Annotated in this window: 14 protein-coding genes and 1 tRNA gene; 6 read left to right on the plus strand and 9 right to left on the minus strand. The window is 57.8% G+C overall.

The window, feature by feature from the left end:
* Positions 1-101: 101 nt before the first annotated feature.
* From CMG77_RS00615 to CMG77_RS00630, 4 genes are all read right to left on the minus strand, one after another.
* Complete coding sequence (locus tag CMG77_RS00615) at positions 102-1,247, minus strand: ComEA family DNA-binding protein (RefSeq protein WP_286903410.1); 1,146 nt, start codon at positions 1,245-1,247, stop codon at positions 102-104.
* 45 nt (positions 1,248-1,292) lie between these two features.
* The gene (locus CMG77_RS00620) at positions 1,293-1,820 is read right to left on the minus strand and encodes a hypothetical protein (RefSeq protein ID WP_286806077.1); all 528 of its coding nucleotides are present in this window, start codon (positions 1,818-1,820) and stop codon (positions 1,293-1,295) included.
* A gap of 179 nt (positions 1,821-1,999) precedes the next feature.
* Complete coding sequence (locus CMG77_RS00625; RefSeq protein ID WP_286806076.1) at positions 2,000-2,221, minus strand: DUF3820 family protein; 222 nt, start codon at positions 2,219-2,221, stop codon at positions 2,000-2,002.
* Entirely contained in the window at positions 2,218-3,567 is a 1,350-nt protein-coding gene (locus CMG77_RS00630; protein WP_286903411.1) for a sodium-dependent transporter, read from the minus strand. The genes CMG77_RS00625 and CMG77_RS00630 overlap by 4 nt, the downstream gene beginning before the upstream one ends.
* A 126-nt stretch (positions 3,568-3,693) precedes the next feature.
* Between CMG77_RS00630 and lpdA the strand changes: the two genes are divergently transcribed.
* Positions 3,694-5,115 (plus strand): dihydrolipoyl dehydrogenase, encoded by a 1,422-nt coding sequence (gene lpdA / locus CMG77_RS00635; RefSeq protein WP_286903412.1) that lies wholly within the window; start codon positions 3,694-3,696, stop codon positions 5,113-5,115.
* Between the two features lie 82 nt (positions 5,116-5,197).
* On the opposite strand, the gene CMG77_RS00640 is transcribed toward lpdA, so the two are convergent.
* The 4 genes from CMG77_RS00640 to CMG77_RS00655 form a co-directional block, all read right to left on the minus strand.
* The gene (locus CMG77_RS00640) at positions 5,198-6,136 is read right to left on the minus strand and encodes a glycoside hydrolase family 43 protein (protein WP_286903431.1); all 939 of its coding nucleotides are present in this window, start codon (positions 6,134-6,136) and stop codon (positions 5,198-5,200) included.
* A 127-nt stretch (positions 6,137-6,263) separates the two neighbouring features.
* Entirely contained in the window at positions 6,264-7,472 is a 1,209-nt protein-coding gene (gene manD / locus CMG77_RS00645; protein ID WP_286903413.1) for a D-mannonate dehydratase ManD, read from the minus strand.
* Positions 7,473-7,507: 35 nt separating this feature from the next.
* Positions 7,508-10,420 (minus strand): glycosyl hydrolase 115 family protein, encoded by a 2,913-nt coding sequence (locus CMG77_RS00650; protein ID WP_502691701.1) that lies wholly within the window; start codon positions 10,418-10,420, stop codon positions 7,508-7,510.
* Positions 10,421-10,671: 251 nt separating this feature from the next.
* Positions 10,672-11,418 (minus strand): NUDIX hydrolase, encoded by a 747-nt coding sequence (locus tag CMG77_RS00655; protein ID WP_502691702.1) that lies wholly within the window; start codon positions 11,416-11,418, stop codon positions 10,672-10,674.
* Positions 11,419-11,886: 468 nt separating this feature from the next.
* On the opposite strand from CMG77_RS00655, the gene CMG77_RS00660 reads away from it, so the two are divergent.
* The 5 genes from CMG77_RS00660 to CMG77_RS00675 all read left to right on the plus strand — a co-directional run bounded on the left by CMG77_RS00660 (position 11,887) and on the right by CMG77_RS00675 (position 21,156).
* On the plus strand, positions 11,887-15,201 hold the full coding sequence (locus tag CMG77_RS00660; protein WP_502691703.1) for a TonB-dependent receptor: 3,315 nt from the start codon (positions 11,887-11,889) through the stop codon (positions 15,199-15,201).
* A 129-nt stretch (positions 15,202-15,330) separates the two neighbouring features.
* Complete coding sequence (locus tag CMG77_RS00665) at positions 15,331-16,863, plus strand: tryptophan halogenase family protein (RefSeq protein ID WP_286903417.1); 1,533 nt, start codon at positions 15,331-15,333, stop codon at positions 16,861-16,863.
* Entirely contained in the window at positions 16,856-18,298 is a 1,443-nt protein-coding gene (locus CMG77_RS15665) for a tryptophan 7-halogenase (protein ID WP_353743435.1), read from the plus strand. Before CMG77_RS00665 ends, CMG77_RS15665 begins: the two co-directional genes overlap by 8 nt.
* A gap of 18 nt (positions 18,299-18,316) precedes the next feature.
* Entirely contained in the window at positions 18,317-19,831 is a 1,515-nt protein-coding gene (locus CMG77_RS00670) for a tryptophan halogenase family protein (protein ID WP_286806062.1), read from the plus strand.
* Positions 19,832-19,959: 128 nt separating this feature from the next.
* On the plus strand, positions 19,960-21,156 hold the full coding sequence (locus CMG77_RS00675; RefSeq protein WP_286806060.1) for a hypothetical protein: 1,197 nt from the start codon (positions 19,960-19,962) through the stop codon (positions 21,154-21,156).
* A 200-nt stretch (positions 21,157-21,356) separates the two neighbouring features.
* Here the strand turns inward: CMG77_RS00675 and CMG77_RS00680 are convergent.
* Positions 21,357-21,443, minus strand: a tRNA-Leu gene (locus tag CMG77_RS00680).
* Positions 21,444-21,604: the final 161 nt, after the last annotated feature.

Genomic DNA, 21,604 nt, shown 5'->3' on the forward strand with positions numbered 1-21,604 from the left:
GGCAAACGAATCTGGAAGGAAAAGTTCGTAGGCTGAACTTGACCTGACAGACACCATCGGAAAAACCGGTAACTGTCAGATCAAGTCTGAACTACTACAATTCAATAGATAACGCAGCCATGCCTAATTTTTTCCACAGTCTTTGGGCCCACCCCAGAAAATTCTTGGAGCTCTTCGAACGCTCTAAATTTGCTTTTTGCTCGCTTCTTAATTATCTCTTTTGCCAACCCCTCAGAGATCCCTGGTACGGCCTTAAGGTCAATTAACTCAGCAGTGTTTAGGTTGACCCTTCCCTCTTCTTTTGCTTTCTTCTCTAATGCATCTCCCGACAACTCTAGAATATCGCCCAGTGTCAAGTATGTGTAGAGTACGGCTCTTACTGCTTCAGAGTACCCCACATCCGAGTGCACCCCCTTTGATGCCTTGTCATTTAAGCGCTGAATGAACGACCCCAAGTAGTTTATATGTGCCTTTGCCAGATCTTTATCGGAGCCAGACTTTGCATTTTCGTCCAGAAATGCCCACAACCGATTGATATACTGGTCGTTTCCTAACTTTCGCTCTCCAAGCTTAGCTTCTCTTGGCGGGTAAATCGAGTCCGCCACATCTTTTATAACACGTCGGGCCGCTGTTAAGGCGTGCGACCAATCTTCAGATGACGTCGATGACAGCCGCTCATATGCGGACATAAATTTTTCAATTGCGCTCGGGCAAGTATCTAGAAGAAGTGTGTCCACTCGATCACGAATTACGTTGAACTGTCGGCTAGGTATTTCTCCAAAGTTAAGCGTTTTGTATAGGCGTGTCGCCCAAGAGTATGTTTCATTAGAGGATGCGGATATTGTGCCTTGGAGATTAGTTCGGTAAAAAACACCATCATTTCCGGACTTTTCCCTATTCAATCTCGCCAGGACATGCTCAATGAACTCGATGCTTTTAAATGCCCCGCCTGATATTGACAATCTAGGTTGTATCTCTTCATTCGTAAGAGGAAGCTTGAGCTCTTTAATCTTGCCGGCGAGTTGGCGTACGTATTCTTCATCAATATCCTCCGGATAAGGCAATCCAGTTTCGTATCGCCCCAATTGAAAGCCGCACCACCGCTTCAGTTTCTTATCGTCTATTAGGTCAGAAGCGAGATCTAATTTTCTAATTGCCAATGAGGTTGAACCTGGCTTCCCTAGCTGTATCGCATCGAGAGCTTCTCGAGCAAGAATTAGCGTCTCTTCATGTATTCCATTGGGCATATTGACCTCAAAATCTAACGTCGCTGTGATTGGCATTGCTAAGTTTTACTTTAGCTTGAATGGCTTCCAGTCAGAGTCTGGTATATCTGTCCCACCAATGGGCGGGGTCAAGTCCTTCGTCGCCAGTTTAAGCGTGGCCTCAGCTGTAAAGATGTGGAAATTTAGCCGAAGCATCCTATTTTCTTTCTCGAGCTTTTGCAGGTAAAGGTCTGCTATCGGAAACGTCAATAGTTTCATCTCGCCAGGTTTCAGGACAGTGGGAACCTGTTCTGACTCCAAAATGGGGAATAATTCACCTTCTATCTCTGGGAAGCTCAGCATCTCGATTTCTCTAAGGACGAGCTCTCGATTCCCCGTATTTGAAATTGCAATCTCACAGGCTTGAGAGTTCGCAAAGTTCTCAGTTCTCGGATTCCATGCAGCAAGGGTTCCAACAAGAGAAAACCGCTTATAAAAAAGGCTGAAATACAATGAAATAAGTGAAACAGTCAGCGCACCTCCCGAAATGGCAAGCGTGATTATATCTTTTGCCTCCATCGGGGCCCCCCATTGAAATTTAACAATGTTATTCAAAGGCAAATTGCCTGTTTTAAATCAGTAAGTTTGCCTACGCGTTCCTTGACACCTTTTGTAGCATGCCTCCAAGCCCCTATCATACCTGCCTTAGAGAAATTTGGCATAAAACCTCCAGCACGAAATCCGGCAGTTTCCCCGCATAATCCCCGATATACAGGAATAAGATTTTAACGTCATCACCGCACCAACTCCTGCAACATCCCCTCCAGTCCATTCACCTTCACCTCATACATCAACGCCAGCTGCCGCCCCAATTTGCTGTTGGGAAACCCCTGACCATGGAACCACACCAGATAGGGTTCCGGCAGTTCCAGCAGCTTGCGCCCCTGGTATTTACCAAAGGGCATGGTCTGGTTGACGGCGTCGAGCAGGTCTTGTGGATTCAGGTCAGGGTTCATCGCAAGGTCTGTATAAAGGCCAGAAGTATCAGCAGTGGGCAGATGATGCGCACGTAAAAGGGCCAGATTTTCCAGAACAGGCTGTGCTCGATGTCCTGGTGGCCGGCTTTGAGTTCGTTGAGCAGGTGGTTGCGGTGCATGATCCAGCCGACGAACAGGCATAGGGCGATGCCCAGCAGCGGTTGGCTGTATTCGGTGGTGAGCGAGACGGTGGCGTCGAACAGAGTGCTCATGTTGGCGATGATCAGCGCGCTTATGAGGAAGATGAGGGCACCGATGCTCCAGGCGGCGCCGGTGCGCTTCAAGCGGGTGCGTTCGGTGACCACCGAGACCGGCGTTTCAAGCATGGAAATAGAGGAGGTGAGGGCGGCGATGCTCATCAGGGCAAAGAAGGCGATGCTCAGCCAGGTACCGGCCCCGCCCATGTTCGCGAACAGGCTGGGAAGCACCTGAAAAATCAGACCGGGCCCGGCGAGCAGTTCGCCGTTATCGCCGTAGATGACGATGCCCTGGTGTTGGGCGACGTACATGGCGGGCAGAATCAGCAGCCCGGCGGTGAAGGCGATGCTGATGTCCAGCAGGGTGACGGCGGCGCCCATGCGCGGCAGGCTGTCGTCTTTGCGCAGGTAGGAGCCGTAGATCAGCATGGTGCCCACGCCCAGCGAGAGCGAGAAGAACGCCTGGCCCATGGCGCTGAGCAGCAGGCCGGGGTCCGCCAGTTGGCGGAAGTCGGGGATCAGGTAGGTTTTCAGGCCATCGGTGGCGCCGGGTTGCACCAGAACGTAGAGAATCAGCCCGAGCAGAATGATAAACAGCAGAGGCATCAGTCGGGTGGACCAGGCTTCGATGCCATCTTCCACGCCTTTGGCGATGATGGCCACGGTAAAAGCGGTGAAGATGCCGCACACCAGCAGGTTGCGGNCNAGNCTNTCGCCGCCCAGCCANTGTTCGGCGCNGCTCCANCCGATNAGGTGCGCCACGGGTTTGCCGAACTCCGCCAGCATCCACCCGGCGACGATGGCGTANAAGCTCAGAATCAGCCCGGCNATCAGCACGCCNTAGTAGCCCACGGCGCGGCCGAGGNGCTTGGTGANGGGGCGCTCGCCNANNTGGTCCAGGGCGGTGACGATATTGGCGCGGGCGTGGCGGCCGATCACCAGNTCGGCCATCAGGGCCGGGTAGGCGAGCAGGAAGGCGAGCACNAGGTAGGCCANCACAAAGGCGCCCCCGCCGTTGCTGGCGGCCTGGGTGGGAAAACCCCATATATTGCCCAGCCCCACCGCGGAGCCGGAGGCGGCCATCAGAAAGCCGATTTTGGAGGAAAATTGTCCGCGGGGTTCGCTCATGCCGTGGCCTTTGTCCTGGGCGCGTTTATGGTTGTTTCTGGCTGTCGGGGGCCAGTTTATTGGCTTTTGGGTCCAGAGTCATTAGTATCAGGGGCTGCATCGAACCGACAACAGGAGACAGTTCCCGTGGCAGACACTCTGAAGACACAGGTTTTGGTATTGGGTGGCGGCGTAGGCGGCTACTCGGCGGCCTTCCGGGCGGCGGATTTGGGGTTGGACGCGGTCCTGGTGGAACGCTACCCCAGCCTGGGCGGCGTGTGCCTGAATGTGGGCTGTATTCCCTCCAAGGCGATGTTGCACGTCGCTCAGGTGATCAATGAGGGCACCCACGGCAAGGACATCGGCGTGACCTTCTCCAAGCCCAAGATCGATCTGGATGAGATCCGCAAGTTCAAAGAAGGCGTGGTGGGTAAACTCACCCAGGGCGTGGCCGGTATGGCCAAGCAGCGCAAGGTACAGGTGGTGCAGGGCGTGGGCGAGTTTGTAAGCGACCACAAACTGAAAGTCACCCACGATGGCAAGACCACTGAGGTGGAGTTTGAGAATGCGATCATCGCCGCGGGCTCCCAGCCGGTGAAGCTGCCCTTCATTCCCCATGACGACCCGCGGGTGTGGGATTCCACCGACGCGCTGGAGCTGCCCGAGGTGCCCAAAAAGCTGCTGGTGGTCGGGGGAGGCATTATCGGTCTGGAAATGGCAACGGTGTACAAAGCCCTCGGCAGTACCGTGGATGTGGTGGAGTTCGCCGATCAGCTGATTCCGGCGGCGGACAAAGACCTGATGCAGGTGTACAGCAAGTACAACAAGGACAACTTCAATGTGATGCTGTCCACCAAGGTTACCGATGTGAAGGCCAACAAGACGGCCCTTAAGGTGAGCTTTGAGGGTAAGAACGCGCCGGACAAGGACCAGAACTACGATGCCATTCTGGTGGCGGTGGGCCGCGCGCCCAACGGCAAGAAAATTGGCGCCGACAAGGCGGGCGTTGAAGTGGATGAGCGCGGCTTTATCCACACCAACGAGAAGCTGCAGACGAATGTGCCGCACATTTACGCCATTGGCGACATCATTGGCCAGCCGATGCTGGCGCATAAGGCCAGCCACGAGGGCCATGCCGCCGCCGAGGTGATTGCCGGCCACCATATTGTGGAACCGCGCTGCATTCCCTCCATTGCCTATACCGATCCGGAAGTGGCCTGGGTGGGCCTGACCGAGAAAGAGGCGAAGGAGCAGGGCGTCGAGTATCGCACGGCGGTGTTCCCCTGGGCGGCCAGTGGTCGGGCCCTGGGTGCCGGCCGCAGTGAAGGTAAGACCAAGCTGATTTACCGTAAGGAGAATGATCAGCTGTTGGGGGCCGGTATTGTCGGCTTGAATGCCGGGGAGTTGCTGGGTGAGTTGAGCCTGGCGTTGGAATTTGGCGCCTCGGCCGAAGATCTGGCGATGACGGTGCACGCGCATCCGACCTTGCACGAGACGGTGGGTCTGGCCGGGGAGTTGGCGGCCGGAACCATTACCGATTTGCCGAATCCGTTGGCCAAGAAGAAGTAGGTCGGATTAGGCCGCAGGCCGTAATCCGACGCTGGGTGCGGGATGTCGGGTTACGCGCTGCGCGCTAACCCGACCTACGAGACTACTTCTCAAACGCACTCACGGTCTGGATGCTGCCGTCTTCGTTGTGAATCAACTCGGCCATCTTGATGTTGCGCAGGTGCGTCTCACCGCCCGAGATTTCACAGTCGTGGTAGAACAGGTAGTACTTCCCGTCCTTCTCCACCACTGAGTGGTGGTTGGTCCAACCGAGCACCGGCTCCAGCATGATGCCCTTGTAGGTGAAAGGCCCATAGGGGCTGTCACCCGTGGCATAGGCGATGCAGTGAGTGTCGCCGGTGCTATAGGAGAAGTAGTAAGTGTCCTTGAATTTATGTACCCAGGGGCCTTCAAAATAGCGCCGGGCGTTGTCGCCGGTTTTCAGCGGTTCGCCGTTTTCATCCAGCAGCAGAATATCCCGTGGCTCTTCGGCGAACTCGAGCATGTCGTCGCGCAGCTTGGCGACTTTCGGGCACAGGGCCGGCTCGTCGTCGGCGGGGTACTGGTCCTGCTGGCTGAAGGTGCCGTTGACCCAGCGCTGCAACTGGCCGCCCCAGATGCCGCCCCAGTACAGGTAGTAGTCGTCACCGTCTTTGTACACGGCGGGGTCGATACTGAAGCTGCCTTTGATGGCTTCGGGCTGCGGCTCAAAGGGGCCTTCCGGGCGATCGCCAACGGCAACACCCAGACGGAACACATCGTCCGGATCTTTGGCGGGGAAGTAGAAGTAATACTTGCCGTCTTTCTCAGTGCAGTCCGGCGCCCACATCTGGCGGGCCGCCCAGGGTACGTCTTTCACCGACAGCGCCAGGCCGTGGTCGGTCACTTGCCCAAAGGGCTTGTCCATGGAGAACACATGATAGTCCTCCATGCAGAAGTGTGAGCCGTCATCATTGAATGGCACCCCGCCCTCCACATCGTGAGACGGGTAGATGTAGATTTTTCCCTCGAACACATGGGCCGACGGGTCAGCGGTGTACATGTGCGTCACCAGTGGCGCCGAGGAGAACTTCTGCTGAGATTTGGGGTTGGTGTCGGTCACGTGATATCTCTCTTTTTGGTCAATCATCTATTGAGTCAAACGTCGAACGGAACGGCGCCGGGCTGAGTTACCAGTGCCACAGCGTTCCGTCTTCCAGTCGGTTAACGGGGAGGCTGGCCCGCTTGTAGGGGTACTTCGCCGCCTCGACTTCGTCGATGTCCACGCCGTGGCCAGGAGTCTCTCCCGGCGTGAAAAAGCCGTCTTCGAATTGGTAGGCGCGGGTGAACACAGACTCCATCAGCTCGCTGTGGGGCATGTGCTCCTGCACGCCGAAATTGGGCACCCAGTAATCGAAGTGCAGGGCCGCGCCCATGCACACCGGAGACAGATCGGTCGCTCCGTGGCTGCCGGTACGCACACCCCAGAGGCTGGCAAAGTCGGCAATACGGCGCATCTGGGTAATCCCGCCGGCGTGAACCACGCTGGTGCGGATGTAGTCGATCAGTTGGTTNTGGATCAGCTCGCGGCAATCGTGAATGCTGTTGAAGATTTCGCCCACCGCCAGGGGGGTGGTGGTGTGCTGGCGGATCAGCTTGAACACGTCCTGGTTCTCTGCCGGTACCGCGTCCTCCAGCCAGAACAGGTGGTAGGGCTCCAGCTCTTTACCCANGCGCGCGGCTTCGATCGGCGTCAGACGGTGGTGCACGTCGTGCANCAGGTGCAGGTCCGGGCCAAATTCGCGGCGGATTTCCTCAAACACCCGGGGAATGAAGTTCAGGTACTTGTGCGTGGACCAGCTCTCTTCCGAGGGCAGATCGGCATCGGCGGGCTCGTAGGCCTTTCCGCCCTTGGGCACGCCGTAAATCTTGTCGATGCCGGGAATGCCGCACTGCACGCGAATCGCCTGATAGCCCTGTTTGCGGGCTTTTTCAACGGCGGCCAATGTCGCTTCAATGTCCTCGCCATTGGCGTGGGTGTAAGTCATGATGCGGTCGCGGCTGCGGCCACCCAGGAGCTGGTACAGGGGCATATTGGCCGCTTTGGCTTTGATGTCCCACAGGGCGACGTCCACACCCGCCAGCGCCGTCATGCCCACGGGACCGCGACGCCAGTAGGGGCCGCGATAGACAAACTGCCAGATGTCTTCAATGCGTTGGGCATCGCGGCCGATCAGGGCGGGCAGCACGTAGTCTTCCAGGTAAGAGACCACGGATTTCTCCCGGCCGTTCAGGGTCGCATCTCCAATGCCGTAGAGGCCGTCTTCGGTCGTGATTTTCACCGTCACGAAGTTGCGGCCCGGGCACGTCAGTATGACTTTGGCGTCGGTAATCTTCATAGTGTCATGCTCATTCGTTGTCGTCCTTTGCGCGCTCAGCGGCGTTCGCTCTGCGGTGGCCCCAGGTAGCTGGGTTTCAGACCACCGGTGTCAATCATCAACTTCTGTAGCGTGACCGCCGGGTCGACCCGATAGATCCGGAGGGTGTGCAGCCCCGGCTCGCGGATTGTGTGGGTGCTCACCGAGCGACGCACACCGTCACTGACGGCGGTTTCCCAGGCTTCGCTGCTCAGGTCTTCCAGGATGTCCACGACCTGGGGCTCGGCGTCATCAAAGGCGATGGCATAGCGCAGGCCGCGCCCCGGCACCAGGTTCAGGCTGGGGGCAAACAGCCCGTGTACGTCAAATTCACCGGTGCTGAAGAAGTAAATGTCGTACTCAACATAAGGGCTTTCGGCCGGATCTTCAAACTCTGTGTCCGAAATCGGGAAGGTACTGATCGACGATTGGGTGCGCCCGTGCTGCGGAATCACCTCCCAGCGGTGCCCACTCCGGTCCTGTTTACGATGGAAGTTCCCGGCTTCAATGCTGACGTAGCCATTGGTTTCGACGAAGCCTTTCACCTGTCTGGCCACGCGGGGGGCGGGTTTGAAGGTTTCCACCTGCACGCGGGCGCCGCCCCAGCCGGTGCCCTTCACAAATACGTGACCCTGGTGGGAGCCGGCCGGTGCCTGATCCCAGTCGATACTGACCTCCAGGGTGACCAGCTCGTTCACGGTGCCTTCGCGCTGGCTGACCTGAATCCACTCATCACTGGGTTCGGCGCTGAAGTCGAACGGTGCGGTGCCTTTGTTGAACACCTCAATCCGGTAGCTTTTCGTGCCATAGGGGCTGAAGGTGGGCAGGGTGTAGGCGCCGGGTACCGGCCAGGCCTTCTCCATGCCTTCCACGGCCACGCCCATGTCGGGTTTGCTGTGGGGCTGGTAGTCGTAGATCAGCGGCGCGGTGTTCTCCGGCGGGTTGTTCCAGTGGGTGTAGCCAATGCGCGGCTGGGACATCATATGATTCCACTTACCGTCACTGATCTCGGTGTGGTAATGATCCTCCAGCTCGGCATCGTGGCGGAAGCGCTCCCGGGCCCGTTCCCCGTAGTCATTGGCGTTGGCCCGACCCTGCTCGGCAAACAACTGGTTGCGGGCCTGGTCGATATACATGCGGGTGACGTTGGCGCTGGCGCGTACCAGGTGGCGCACCAACTGATCAAAGGCATCGCGCCGAGCCTCTGGCAACTGCGCATAAATGGCGTTGGCCTGCTCGGTGAGTGTGGCCAACTCCTGCTCGATACGTTCGGCTTCACGATAGTTCAACAGGCTGTAGGTATCGGCACTCTGTTGCTCCGGTTTGCGGCGGCCATTGTGCCGGGTGTAGCCAGTCACCAGCTCGGCAATGGGCTCGGCGAACTCGGCGCCGAATTCCCGCTCGGCCCACAGGCGTCCGAATTCCGGCAGGCGCTCGCGGTTCCAGTACTCCGGGTCCCAGGCCATGCGCAGGAAAAATTCGGTGGGGTATTCCATGGGCTTGATGTCGCCCACGTTGACGATCCAGATGCGGTCGGCTTCGTACTCCCAGGCCAGATTCATCTGTTCCCAGACTTTGGCGATCGGGGTCACGTTGATCCAGCGATAGGAGCGGGGCCCGCCCACATAATCGAAGTGGTAGTACACACCGGCGCCGCCACTGCGGTCGCGTTCTTCCGGGGTCGGCAGACGGCGGATGTTGCCCCAGTTATCGTCCGCCCACAGCAGGGTGACGTCGTCGGGTACCCGCATGCCTTTTTCGTAGAAGTACTGAACCTCTTTATAGAGTGTCCAGACCTGGGGAACGTCTTCAATGGGGCGATCGTCAAACACGTTTTTCAGAATCTCGCGCTGGTCGTCGACAATACGCTCCAGCAGTTCGATATTCTGGCCTTCACTCATGGGGGTGTCGGCCTGGCCGCGCATGCCCAGGGTGTAGACGCTTTCGTAGGGTTTGTTGCGCTCGGCGCCATCCACCCAGAACTCGTACAGGTTGTCCGGGTTGGTGGAGTATTCCCAGGCGCCTTCGCCGTAGCGGTTCCACTCTTTGTCGGCGCGCATCATCGGCTCGTGATGGGAGGTGCTCATCACAATGCCGTACTCGTCCGCCAGAATCATGTTCTGCTCATCGTCGTCGGCAAAGGCGTTGTTCCACATGGCGGGCCAGAGGAAGTTGCCTTTCAGGCGCAGAATCAGCTCGAACACGTGTTCGTAGAAGTCGTGGTTGTAGTCGCCGTAGTTTTCCTGCACCCAGCTGGTCAGGGCGGGGGCCTCATCATTGATGAAGATGCCCCGGTACTTCACCTTGGGCTGGTCCTGCAGGTTCAGATGACCATCGATGTAAAGGTGGTCGTGTTGCTGTGCGGGTACATCGGCGAACCAGTACCAGGGAGACACCCCGATTTCCTCGGACACATCGTAGGTACCGTAGATGGCGCCGCGCTTGTTGGCTCCGGCAATCACCAGCGCCTTGTCCAGGCCGGGCAGGGGGTTTTCCACCACTTCCATATGGTAGGCATCCCACTCGCCCTCAATANGGGNGACATCCAGCTTACCGGCCTCAACCAGCTGTTGAATCAGGGAACTGCCGCTGAGGGTGCCGATGATCACCCCATGGCTGCCGAGCCCTTCGGTGCTGCGCACAATCTGGGGCTGCTTTCCCGTCACCCGCTGGATGTCGGCTTGAAGATCGCGCACCGCGCGGCGAACGCCGGGATCATCATTGGGATCGACGTAGAGATTGGCGATGTGTTCCTTGCCGACCAGGCTCAGGGCGCCGGCCGACGGGCTGTGGCTGACGTAGTCCGGGCCTTCCAGTGCGAGAGTCGGTGCAGCGGTCCCGGCCAGTAAACCTGAGACAAGTGCGCCTGTCAGTAGGCGGGAAAACGGCATAGTAGGAAACACCCGTTGGTCAATGCGGATGAACCGCATATTATCTTCTAGTCAAACAAACAATAAGATTAAAGGACTGAGCAATGGATTACAAGGGGGAGGAAAAAATCTTCAAGGGTGAAAACTCGGGGAAAGCTTTTGGGGCTGGAAGTGGCAGATGCCTGGCACTCCGGAACGTCGGATCGATTCACCCTACATAACGCTTGGTGCCGTATTTGACATAGGGAGGATCGGTCCGACGTCTCGGAGGCCTCGGACCGTCACCCACCGATGCCCGGGATTCGGGGTTATCAAAACTCGAACGAAAACCCTTTATCGGTCAGGCGCTCATAGGCCGCCGAATCGAACCGGTACAGGTTTGCCGCCCGGTGCGGTACGCCTTTCTGCTTTTCGTTGCAGGGTGCCAGCAGGTTCATCTTCATCATCTTGCGGCGGAAGTTGGGCTTGTCCAGCTTGACGTCCAGGATGGCCTCGTACAGCTCCTGCAGTTGCAGCAGGGTGAACTTCTCCGGNAGCAGGTTGAAGCCGATGGGCTCGTGGCAGACTTTGTGGCGCAGGAAGTTCAGGCCGTGATCGACGATCTCGGAGTGGTCGTAAATCAACTCGGGCAGGTCCTTGGCGTCGAACCACATGGCGTCGGACGTATTCCGGCCNGCCACCAGNGTGTAGTTNTCGGCGCTTACCAGGGCGTAGTAGGCAATGGTGACCACCCGCTCGTTGGGGAAGCGGTCCACCCGACCGAAGGTTTTCAACTGTTCCAGGTAGAGGTCGCGCACCCCGGTCAGCTCTTCCAGCAGGCGGGCGGCGGCGTCGCGCAGATTCTCATTCTGTTTGATAAACCCACCGGGAAGTGCCCACTTGCCTTTGCCNGGGCCCACATTGTGCTTGACCAGCATGATTTTGAGCTGGCCGTGATCCAGGCCGAAAATCAGGTTGTCGATGGAAAGCCCCGGNAGAACGTTGTCCGGCTCGTTCAGGGGTTCGACTCGGCTGTGTGGTCGCGTAGTAGATGGATTGTTGNTGGCCACAGTACACATCCCGATTGGTGGTTAGTAAATAGTAGTGATTTTGCGCAAATCTTCCTGAAACCTTCTAGGAACGGTCCGCTATCCGCTCAGAACCGGAGGGGGTAGCGGGTGCCGCGATTATAGCGATGCAAGGCATAAAGGTCGAGTGTTGGTCCGTATTGTATGACAAAACGGNGTATCAGGCAGTATTCAAGGCTGANAGACAGGTCTCATAAAGGGAGGTTACAGATGCCACATTTTCGTCTAATTTACTATTTGACTATTAGTTGAACATGGTGCACTATCGATATAGTGGTCTGAATGACTATTACAGAATAATCAGGTAAGTGTTTGCAGGCAGTTGAGTTCCTCTGGGCGCGCTGCCGGTCGATACTGTGTTACATAATAACAACGGGGTAAAGCGCTATGGTTTATCGCGACAACGTTAAGAAAGGCATCACCTTCAAAAAGTCGATGCTTGCCATGTGTGTTATGGCAATGGGTTCACCCTCTTTGGCGCAAAACGCGTCTGAAGAGTCTCCTCTCCTAGAAGAAATCGTCGTCAGCGGCGTNCGCCAGAACCTGGAAAACGCCCAGGACATCAAACGNAACGCAGACACTTTTGTCGATGCCATTTCNGCAGAAGACATCGGCTCACTGCCTGACCGCAGCGTGCTCGAAGCCATGCAGCGTATGCCCGGCGTATCGATTGAGCGCTTCCAGGCCCCGGATGACCCGGATCACTTCGGTGTTGAAGGCAGTGGCGCGGTAATTCGCGGTATGAGTGCCACCCGAAGCGAGTTCAACGGTCGCGACTCCTTTACCGCCAACTCCGGTCGTGGCCTGAACTTCCAGGACGTGCCGCCGGAACTGATGGCCGGTGTTGACCTGTACAAAAACCAGTCTGCCGACATGATTGAAGGTGGTATTGGTGGTACGGTNAGNCTGAAAACNCGTAAACCCTTCGATCAGGATGGCCAGATGATCGCCTTTACCGGCGATGTCTCCTATGGCGATATGGCCGAAGAGGCCTCCCCCACGGTATCCGCGCTGTACAGCAACCGCTGGNTGACGGANGACCTGGGTGAGTTCGGNNTNCTGGTNAACGCNTCCTANTCCGAGCTGATCGGTACCTCCCACGGTATCCAGAGTGATGCCTTCGTGAAGTACCAGGCAGCCACCCTGGGAGCGCCCGAGAGCGTTGCNATGGANGATGGCCAAGTGTGGATGACCAACGGTTCGAACTTCTTCACCAAAGAAGATGACCGGGTCCGTCAGGGCTTTGCCGCTGCCGTTCAGTGGGCCAGCCCCGATGAAACCCTGGAAGCGACCGCCGAGTTCCTGCGCTCCGACGCCCGTCTGAGCTGGAAAGAGAATGCCGTTAANTACCAGGGTGGCTACGGTGAAGAGAATGACGATGGCACCGTGAGNGANAGCCGNCGTGCCCGTCCGTACCCTGGCACCGAGTTTGCGTTCGACAGCGACAGNATCTTTGANTCCGGCTATATCACCGACGGTGGNGGCTGGCGNGGCGGTGAAGGCCGTGTNCCCCGCGGNTGGGAAGGTGANGGCGATGCGCCGGAAGGCTATGCCACCACCAACGATTACTTCGGTCAGAAGTTCCAGGCCGATACCCGCTACAAAGACACCCGCACCATCGTGGACGATCTGAGCTTCAACGTGAAGTGGACTCCGAGCGACGCGTGGGAATTCGAGGGTGATTTACAGTTTGTCGATGCCACCACCGAAGATGACGACCTGCAGGTTGCTAGCGGCCTGTACGCGCTGCAGAACTTCAGCCTGCTGGGTGATACGCCTCGCCTGGCCATTGTTGAACCCTGGGATGGTCGTCGCGACGCCAATCCTGAGTGGTACGACACCGATTTCCCGGGTTTCTCCAACGACCCGGCAGGCGACAGCAACTACTTCCAGGATCTGGATTCCTACTGGCTGCGTTCGGCCATGGACCACTACGAGCGCTCCGAGGGTGAATCCCGGGCTGCCCGGTTCGACATGACCCACTACCTCGACAATGGCGATTTCTTCCGCTCTGTCAAGGCCGGTGTGCGCTATGCCGAGCGTAACCAGATCGTTCGTAGCACCTCCTATAACTGGGGTCACATCGGTGCCGAGTGGGCGCCGAACGGTGGCGAAGGTGCGCTGTGGTTGTCCGAGCTCGACCCGGAAATCCGCGACGATTTTGAATATGTCGACTGGTCCGACTTCCACCGCGGTGACGTAGTGGCTATCCCCGGTGACGGCTTCATCTTCCCCTCCGAACAGTTGTTGAAAGACGTCATCGCCGGTCGTACTCTGCCCCAGAACAACCCGGGCGCCGAGGGTGTCTGGGAGCCGTATGCCACTCGTGATGAGGTGATTCCGGGCACTTATTTTGCTCCGGCAGAAGTTTATGACACCACCGAAACCAACAANGCGGCTTATGTTCGTCTGGACTTCGGTTCCGATGCGTCTGNTNTNCGCTACAGCGGTAACATCGGNNTGCGCTATGTTGAGCTGACCCGCGATGCGGCCGGTTCGGTGCANTTCCCTGACCTGATNGGNCAGCCGTATCCGGATGGTGCGCCAACCGATCTGNCCGACCGCGGCGCCATCCGCAAGTGGGCGGAAGATCAGGTGGGACCGTTCGATCCGGCGCTGTTTGAGTCGGAACAGGACTGGCTGGATGAAGTCAACACTCTGTTGTCCTACTCCCGCGATGCCAACAACTGGTTGAGCGATACCGAGAAAGCCTTCGGTAACGACTACGACGAAAACGAGCTGGGTGAAACCGCTGAATGGGATGGTGTACTGCCAAGCTTCAACTTGAAGGTTGAGCTGACCGACGATCTGATCAGCCGTTTTGCCGTGTCCAAGGCTATTGCGCTGCCGGATATGTCGGAAGTGCGTAACCAGGCTGTGTTGGGTGCTCGTGGCTTGAACACCACCCGTGTGCCGATCGATGAAGACGCCCCGGTTGAACCCGGACCCGAAGACAGCGGTACCGACATCCTGTCAGTCGGCGATGTCGTCTGGACCGGTAACGGTGGTAACCCGGCGCTGCAGCCCATGGAGTCCATTCAGTGGGATGCCTCTCTGGAGTGGTACTTCGCACCGGTCGGTTCGTTGACTGCCAGTATCTTCTATAAAGATCTCAAGAACTTCTTTATCGAAGGTGCGCTGCCGAGAACCTTCACCAACCCGAGCACCGGAACGACTCAGACGGTTGAGTTCACCACCACCCGCAACGGTGAGGAAGGTAAGCTGCAGGGTATCGAGCTGGCTTACCAGCAGTTCTACGACATGCTGCCAGAACCGTTTGATGGCTTTGGTATCCAGGCGAACTATACCTACATCGACTCCGAAGGTATTCCGAACTTCTCTGGCAGCGGTATCGCCACCGAAGCGGACCCGGAAGATAACCCGACGCCGCAGCCTGGTCTGGAAGCATTCGATCCGGCGGCCTTGTCTGGTCTTCCCCTGCGTGGCCAGTCTGAGCACACCGCCAACCTCGTAGCGATGTATGAGAAGGGCGATTGGTCGGCGCGCCTGGCTTACAACTGGCGCTCCAAGTATCTGGTGACCACTCGTGACGTGATCAGTGGCCAGCCGATCTGGAACAACGACGCGGGCTTCCTGGATGGCTCGGTGACTTACCAGCTGACCGATGAAATCTCCATCGGCCTGCAGGGTACCAACCTGGCCAACACCCAGACGGAAACCCTGATGACACTGGATGGTGAAGGTCGCGAGACCGGCCGCTCCTGGTTCGTCAATGACCGTCGTGTGGCTCTGACCGTGAAAGCCGTGTTCTAAACACACGGCTGGACCCGGGCCAAGAAAGGCGCAACCTTAATCGGTTGCGCCTTTTTTTATGGTTTGCTCAGGCTCTGCTGAGTCGGGATAATGCCGGTATTGAATAATAATCGCAGTGAGGCAATCAGCATGACGGTAGGACCCCAGCGTATTGTCATCGTGGGCGGCGGCACGGCGGGCTGGATGAGCGCTGCGGCATTGGCACGGTTGCTACCCTCCCGTGTAAGCCTGCAACTGATTGAGTCCGAGCAGATCGGCACCGTCGGTGTCGGTGAGGCTACGATTCCACACATCCGCTATTTCAACGCGTTGTTGGGCATTGATGAGCGCGAGTTCATTCACGCGACTCAGGCGACCTACAAGCTGGCCATTGAATTTGTTGGCTGGGGACGCGAGACCAGCCGTTATCTGCATCCCTTCAGTGCGTTTGGTGGTGATATCGACGGCATCGACTTCCATCATTACTGGTTGCGCACCCGGGATGAGTGGCCCGAGCTTAACCTGGATGCATTTTCTCTGGCGGCACAGGCCGCCCGGCTCGGCCGCTTTGCGCCGCCGCCCGAGCACTCTGAATTCGGCTATGGTTATGCGTTCCACCTGGATGCTTCCCGCTACGCAGGGTATCTGCGTGCGTATGCGGAGCAGCGTGGTGTTACCCGCACCGAAGGTCGGATACAGTCGGTTATTCCGCGCGAGTCTGATGGTGGTGTTGCGGCGCTCACTCTGGAGTCCGGAGAGCGCATCGAGGGTGATCTGTTTATTGACTGCTCCGGCTTTCGTTCGCTGTTACTGGGGCAGACACTGGGTGTGCCATTCAACAGCTGGAAGCACTGGCTCCCCTGTGACCGGGCCGTGGCGATCGCCAGTGGTGCGCTTTCAGAGCCGCCATCGTTCACGCGCTCGACGGCTACCACCACCGGGTGGCAATGGCGTATCCCTTTGCAGGAGCGNACCGGTAATGGCCAGGTATACGACAGTCGGTCCATCAGTGACGATGAGGCTTGCGCCCAATTGATTGGCTCGCTCAATGGCGCACCTCAGAGCGACCCCAACCTGATTCGCTTTGAGGCGGGGGCGAGGGCGCGCAGTTGGGATAAAAACGTCATTGCCATTGGGCTATCCAGCGGCTTTCTGGAACCGTTGGAGTCCACCAGTATCTACCTGATTCAAATGGCCATTTTCAAACTGGTGGAATTCTTCCCCAATAGCGAAAGTGGCGCGGTGGGGCGCGAGGCGTTCAACCGCTGGATGAGTCTGGAGTATGAGCGGGTTCGGGACTTCATCATTCTGCACTATCACCTCAATCAACGCGAAGACTCGGAATTCTGGCAGGACTGTGCCCACATGTCGGTACCCGAGGGCCTGCAGCGAAAAATTGCCCTTTTCAAGGAATCTGCGGCGATCGAGTTTTACGATCAGGGGTTGTTTGCGCCTCCCAGTTGGCTCGCCGTTTATCTGGGGCAGGGGCTGAATCCCGAGGCAATTGACCCTCGNGTCGCCCAGCAACCGNTTGCCTCGCTCAAGGGGCCGCTGGAGCAGTTGGCGAANCANCTNAATCGCACTGCCCAGGCCCTGCCTCTGCATCGGGAGGTGTTGGCCCGTGGAGGTGTTGCACCCAGTGCGGCGGCTCCCATGAGTCTATACGGAGGCCGCTATGGATAANGCCAACCTGGAGCACCTTGTGGTCGTGGGTAACGGACTGGTCGCCGCCGGGACNGTGGTGACACTGGCNCGGTTTCTNTCCCGCTATGGCGNNCGNGTGACCTGGATTCGCACGGGCGAAGACGATGTTTCACCCGTGGAAGTCGCTCAGCCGCCTTTTCTGGAGTGGCTGGCGATGGTCGGGTTNCCGGANCGGGACCTGATGGTTCGCGCCCAGGGACTGTTTTCTCTCGGNGTCNTGGGNCAGGGGACCAAGGGCGAATTCTTCATGCCCTATGGCCGCCATGGAATCCCGGCCGCGCCGGCCAGTTTCGAGCATGAGTTTTTCCGGGCCTACGCCCCGGACAAGCAGGCCCGTTTTAATGAGCATTTCCTGGCTACCCAGGCGGCGCGACGGGGGCGGTTTGATTTCCCGGTCAATGATCCTCGCTCGGTCAAATCCACNCTGCGCTACGGGATGANCCTCGACAAANGCGNAATGNGANCGCTGTTGGCCGAGTATGCGGANTCTCTGGGCGTGTCTGCGGTACGCTGCACCCGGTTGAGCGTCGAAGCGGATCCGCAGTTCGGCATTCAGCGTTTACGCCTGGATGATGACGAGTCGGTGCAGGGNGATTTTTACCTGGACGCGACGGGCGACGAGGCGTTACTGATTGGGCAGGGTTTGGGCGTGCCATTTGAGGAGGCGTCCGCTCTGTGGNCGCACCACTGGGTGGGCCGGGGTGGAACAACCTTGGACTGGATGCCCTACAGTACATTGACTCAACAGGTTTGGGGCTGGCAGCGCGCGGNAGATACTCAGCAAAGCGGGGTCGTGGAGCGATGGGTATCGCCGGGTGAGNCTGCCGAGCAAGCCACAGCAAAAATGCAATCCCAAGACTGCGATTGGGTGAAATATCCGCTGCANTGGGGGCANCGCGNAACGCCCTGGCGGCATAACTGCCTGGCCCTGGGCCGGGCGGCGGGACAGCCCGGGGAACTGCTCTGTTCGGAGTGGCATCGTGCCTGTCAGTCACTCCTGCTATGGCTTGAGCTNTTGCCGGNTGCGGCCGGTCGGCCCGCGCTTCGNAGCGANTTCAATCGACGGGACCGGGCGCTGTTTGAAAGCTGGCGGGANCTGCACGANTTNCTGNTNCTCGCTGANGACCCCCGNTCAGAGGCGGTGNCNGAATCGCTGCGCTGGCGCCTTCAGGTGTTTGAATCCTTTGGCCGGCTCTGGCNCCGGGATCAGGAGCCCCTGCCGGATGAAACCCANTTGGCATTGCTGATCGGGCTGGGCTGGCGTTCCGCCTCGGCGGACAATCTGCTNGCGGAGGCGTCGNCGGANGACNTGCGGCGCAANCATCAACGTATCTATGACACACTGGTATCGGCGGCCGAACGCATGCCGACCCTGAAACAGGTGATTCANCACCACTGCCCGGCAGTNGTGTGATTGACAGAGGTAATGACGATGGACAACCGTGTTCGTAAAGTGATGATCGTCGGTGGTGGCACCGCCGGCTGGATGGCCGCAGCGGCAATGGCCAAGGTTCTGAAGAACCAGTACTGCGACATCCAATTGGTGGAGTCGGACTCGATCGGCACGGTCGGCGTAGGGGAGGCTACCATCCCCCAGATTCAGCTGTTCAACCAGATGCTCGGCCTGGATGAGAATGAATTCATCCGACGCACCCAGGGAACCTTCAAGTTGGGGATTCAGTTCGTCAACTGGGGGCACATTGGCGAGCGTTATCTTCATGCGTTTGGTGAAGTCGGCAAGGATATGGAGGGAGTGCAGTTTTACCACTACTGGCTAAAACTGTTCCAGGCCGGCGAAGCCCCCAATATCGACGCCTACACGCTGAACTGTCAGGCGGTCGAACAGGGGCGGTTCATGCGTCCGGTGGATGCGGGGAATTCGCCCTTATCCCGTATTGCCTATGCATTTCACTTTGATGCGGCCCGCTACGCCATGTTCCTGCGAGACTATGCCATGGAGCGCGGAGTGCGTCGTCGGGAAGGCAAAATCGAGCGGGTATCGCTCCGTCCGGGTGACGGGTTTATCGAATCAATTACCCTGGATGACGGTGAAACCCTGGAAGCCGATCTGTTTATCGATTGCTCCGGCTTCAGGGGGCTGCTGATCGAGCAGGCACTGAAAACAGGCTACGAGGAGTGGTCGCGCTGGCTGCCCTGCGATCGCGCGGTGGCCGTCCCCTGCGCTAAAGTGGCGGAGCCGGTGCCCTATACTCGCTCCACCGCTCATTCGGCGGGCTGGCAGTGGCGAATTCCCCTGCAGCATCGCACCGGCAACGGCCATGTTTATTGCAGTCAATTTATCAGTGACGATGAAGCGGCGGATACCCTGTTGAAGAACCTGGATGGTGAGCCGCTGGCGGATCCGAAGTTCATTCGCTTCACCACCGGAAAACGCTTGAAATTCTGGAATAAAAACTGTGTGGCACTGGGGCTGGCCAGTGGTTTTATGGAGCCGTTGGAGTCCACCAGCATTCATCTGGTGCAGTCCGGGATCGCCAAATTGATGAGCCTGTTTCCAAACCGGAATTTTGATCAGGAAGATATCGACGAATACAACCGCCAGGTGGATTTCGAATATACCCGCATCCGGGACTTCCTGATCGCCCACTATCACGTAACCCAGCGCGACGACTCCGAGTTCTGGAATTACTGTCGGACCATGGATGTACCCGATACCCTGAAACAGAAAATGAATCACTATCGGAAAAACGGTCGCATCTTCCGCACCAATGAAGAACTGTTCAACGAGACCAGTTGGCTGGAGGTGATGCACGGTCAGGGCCTGAAGGCGGAAGGCTACCACCCGATTGTAGATACTCTGTCGAAAGATGAAATTGCCCGACGCCTGGAGAGTATTCGCAATGTGATCAACAAATCCGTGGAGTATATGCCGAAGCACTCAGAATTCATCGCCAAACACTGCGCAGCGCCCGCCAACACCGAGTAGGTCGGATTCGCCCCGCAGGGGCGTAATCCGACAAACTCTACCAAGCGGCCCGTTCCCCGTAGGTCGGATTAGGCCATCGGCCGTAATCCGACAACTTTTAATCTCACCAAGAACAGCAAAAGGCCAGCATGAAATCTCTCGCTCCCCTTTCCATATTATTTGTCACTCTATTGGCCCCGGCGGCCCACGCCCAATTCGTCGATCACTTCGAGGGCAATGAAATACACCCCGACTGGCAGTACTTCACCGGCGACGGTGACGCGCGCCTGAACTTTGTCCCGCTCGACGGCCATGCACGCATGGAAGTCGATGCCACCGATGATCAGCACAACGTCTGGTGGTCCATCATCAAACGCAATGTCGCACCGCATCTGGATATGGAGAAACTCGCCAGCCCCGACTACGAGCTGCGCATTGAGGCGCGTATCCGCGTCAGTGATGCGCCGCGGCGGGTAAACTTCATGATCAATACCCAACGCACCACGGATTTTCATCAACACCTGCGGGAATACGACATTCCCAATACCACCGAGTGGCACACCATCAGTATGACCACTGAAGGGTTGGATGCCGTGCCGGGCGACGACCTGAATGTCCAGCTCAGCGCCACTGACTGGGGCCTCGGCCAGTACCATGTGGACGTGGACTACTACCGTGCAGACGTAGTGCGGGCGGCCGATGCCGAGGCGGATGTGGGAGAACCGCTGGTGTACCATCCGCCCATCCCGGCACTGGATACCTTCACCCAGCATCGCCCCGCTGATCACGACGTTGTCCTGAACCGGGATTACCCGATGGTCAACTTTGATGGTTGGCATACAGAGGAGAAAGGAACGAAGGTCCCCGTGTTGACGGTCAGCGCCGACCAGTGGGTGTTGCTGCGCTGGGATCTGTCGGCATTAAATAACGCTGAAGCCGACGGGGCGGGCGTATTGGAGCTTACCACCCAGTCGGTGCAGAAGGGAGGGAACTACGTCGCCGCCTATGAGGAAGACCTGGGCGTCGAGTTCGATAAAATCCGGGTGTTCGAAGTCATGGGCGGCCCGGAGCAATGGGATCAGAAAGAACTCACCTTTCAGGGGTTCGCGCGCGAAGAACCGTTGGAGACCCTGGTCAACGGCCAGATGGTGTTTGACGTAGAGCCGGCCGCGGAGCGCGGAGGAAAAACCCACATAACCCTGTCACGACCAGTCATGCAGCGTCTGCTGGATGGCACCACCAAGGGGCTGCTGATCCGTCCGCTCGGCGCTTTGGAGGCCACCTTCTACGACAGTCAGGCGGACGACCCGAAACGGGCCCCCACCTTGTACTTCAACCTGCAGTAAGTACTGTCGGCGCATTGTCGGATTACGCCCCTGCGGGGCTAATCCGACCTACTCGTAGAATGAAAACCACCCAGCAGCCCAGTAGGTCGGATTAGGCCAGCGGCCGTAATCCGACAGTCACACAGCACGCGGAGAACTAGAGGACCTTGGTCCTCGAGTGGGCATAAAAAAACCGAGCCATTTGGCTCGGTTCTTTAATGTGGTGCCCAGGAGAGGACTTGAACCTCCACGACCGTAAGGTCACTAGCACCTGAAGCTAGCGTGTCTACCAATTTCACCACCTGGGCAGGTGATTCGCTCGGCGTGTCATCAGCCGAGGACGCGCACTATAATGTCGAATATGGGCCTTGTCAACGGTTCGGATGTCAGGAAATTAAATTTTTTTGGACTAAACTGAACTCATCCATGGGTTTATGGGCCTAACTGGCCTATAATGTCGGCAAACAGT

It is taken from the genome of Marinimicrobium sp., from assembly GCF_002695945.1.
GTDB lineage: Bacteria > Pseudomonadota > Gammaproteobacteria > Pseudomonadales > Cellvibrionaceae > Marinimicrobium > Marinimicrobium koreense.

Bases quoted from the DNA above. Each gene is read 5' to 3' on its own strand.
- CMG77_RS00615 (WP_286903410.1), bottom strand. From the start codon at position 1,247: ATGCCCAATGGAATACATGAAGAGACGCTAATTCTTGCTCGAGAAGCT.
- CMG77_RS00625 (WP_286806076.1), bottom strand. From the start codon at position 2,221: ATGAACCCTGACCTGAATCCACAAGACCTGCTCGACGCCGTCAACCAG.
- CMG77_RS00640 (WP_286903431.1), bottom strand. From the start codon at position 6,136: ATGTACACCGCTGACCCGTCGGCCCATGTGTTCGAGGGAAAAATCTAC.
- CMG77_RS00670 (WP_286806062.1), top strand. From the start codon at position 18,317: ATGGACAACCGTGTTCGTAAAGTGATGATCGTCGGTGGTGGCACCGCC.
- CMG77_RS00675 (WP_286806060.1), top strand. From the start codon at position 19,960: ATGAAATCTCTCGCTCCCCTTTCCATATTATTTGTCACTCTATTGGCC.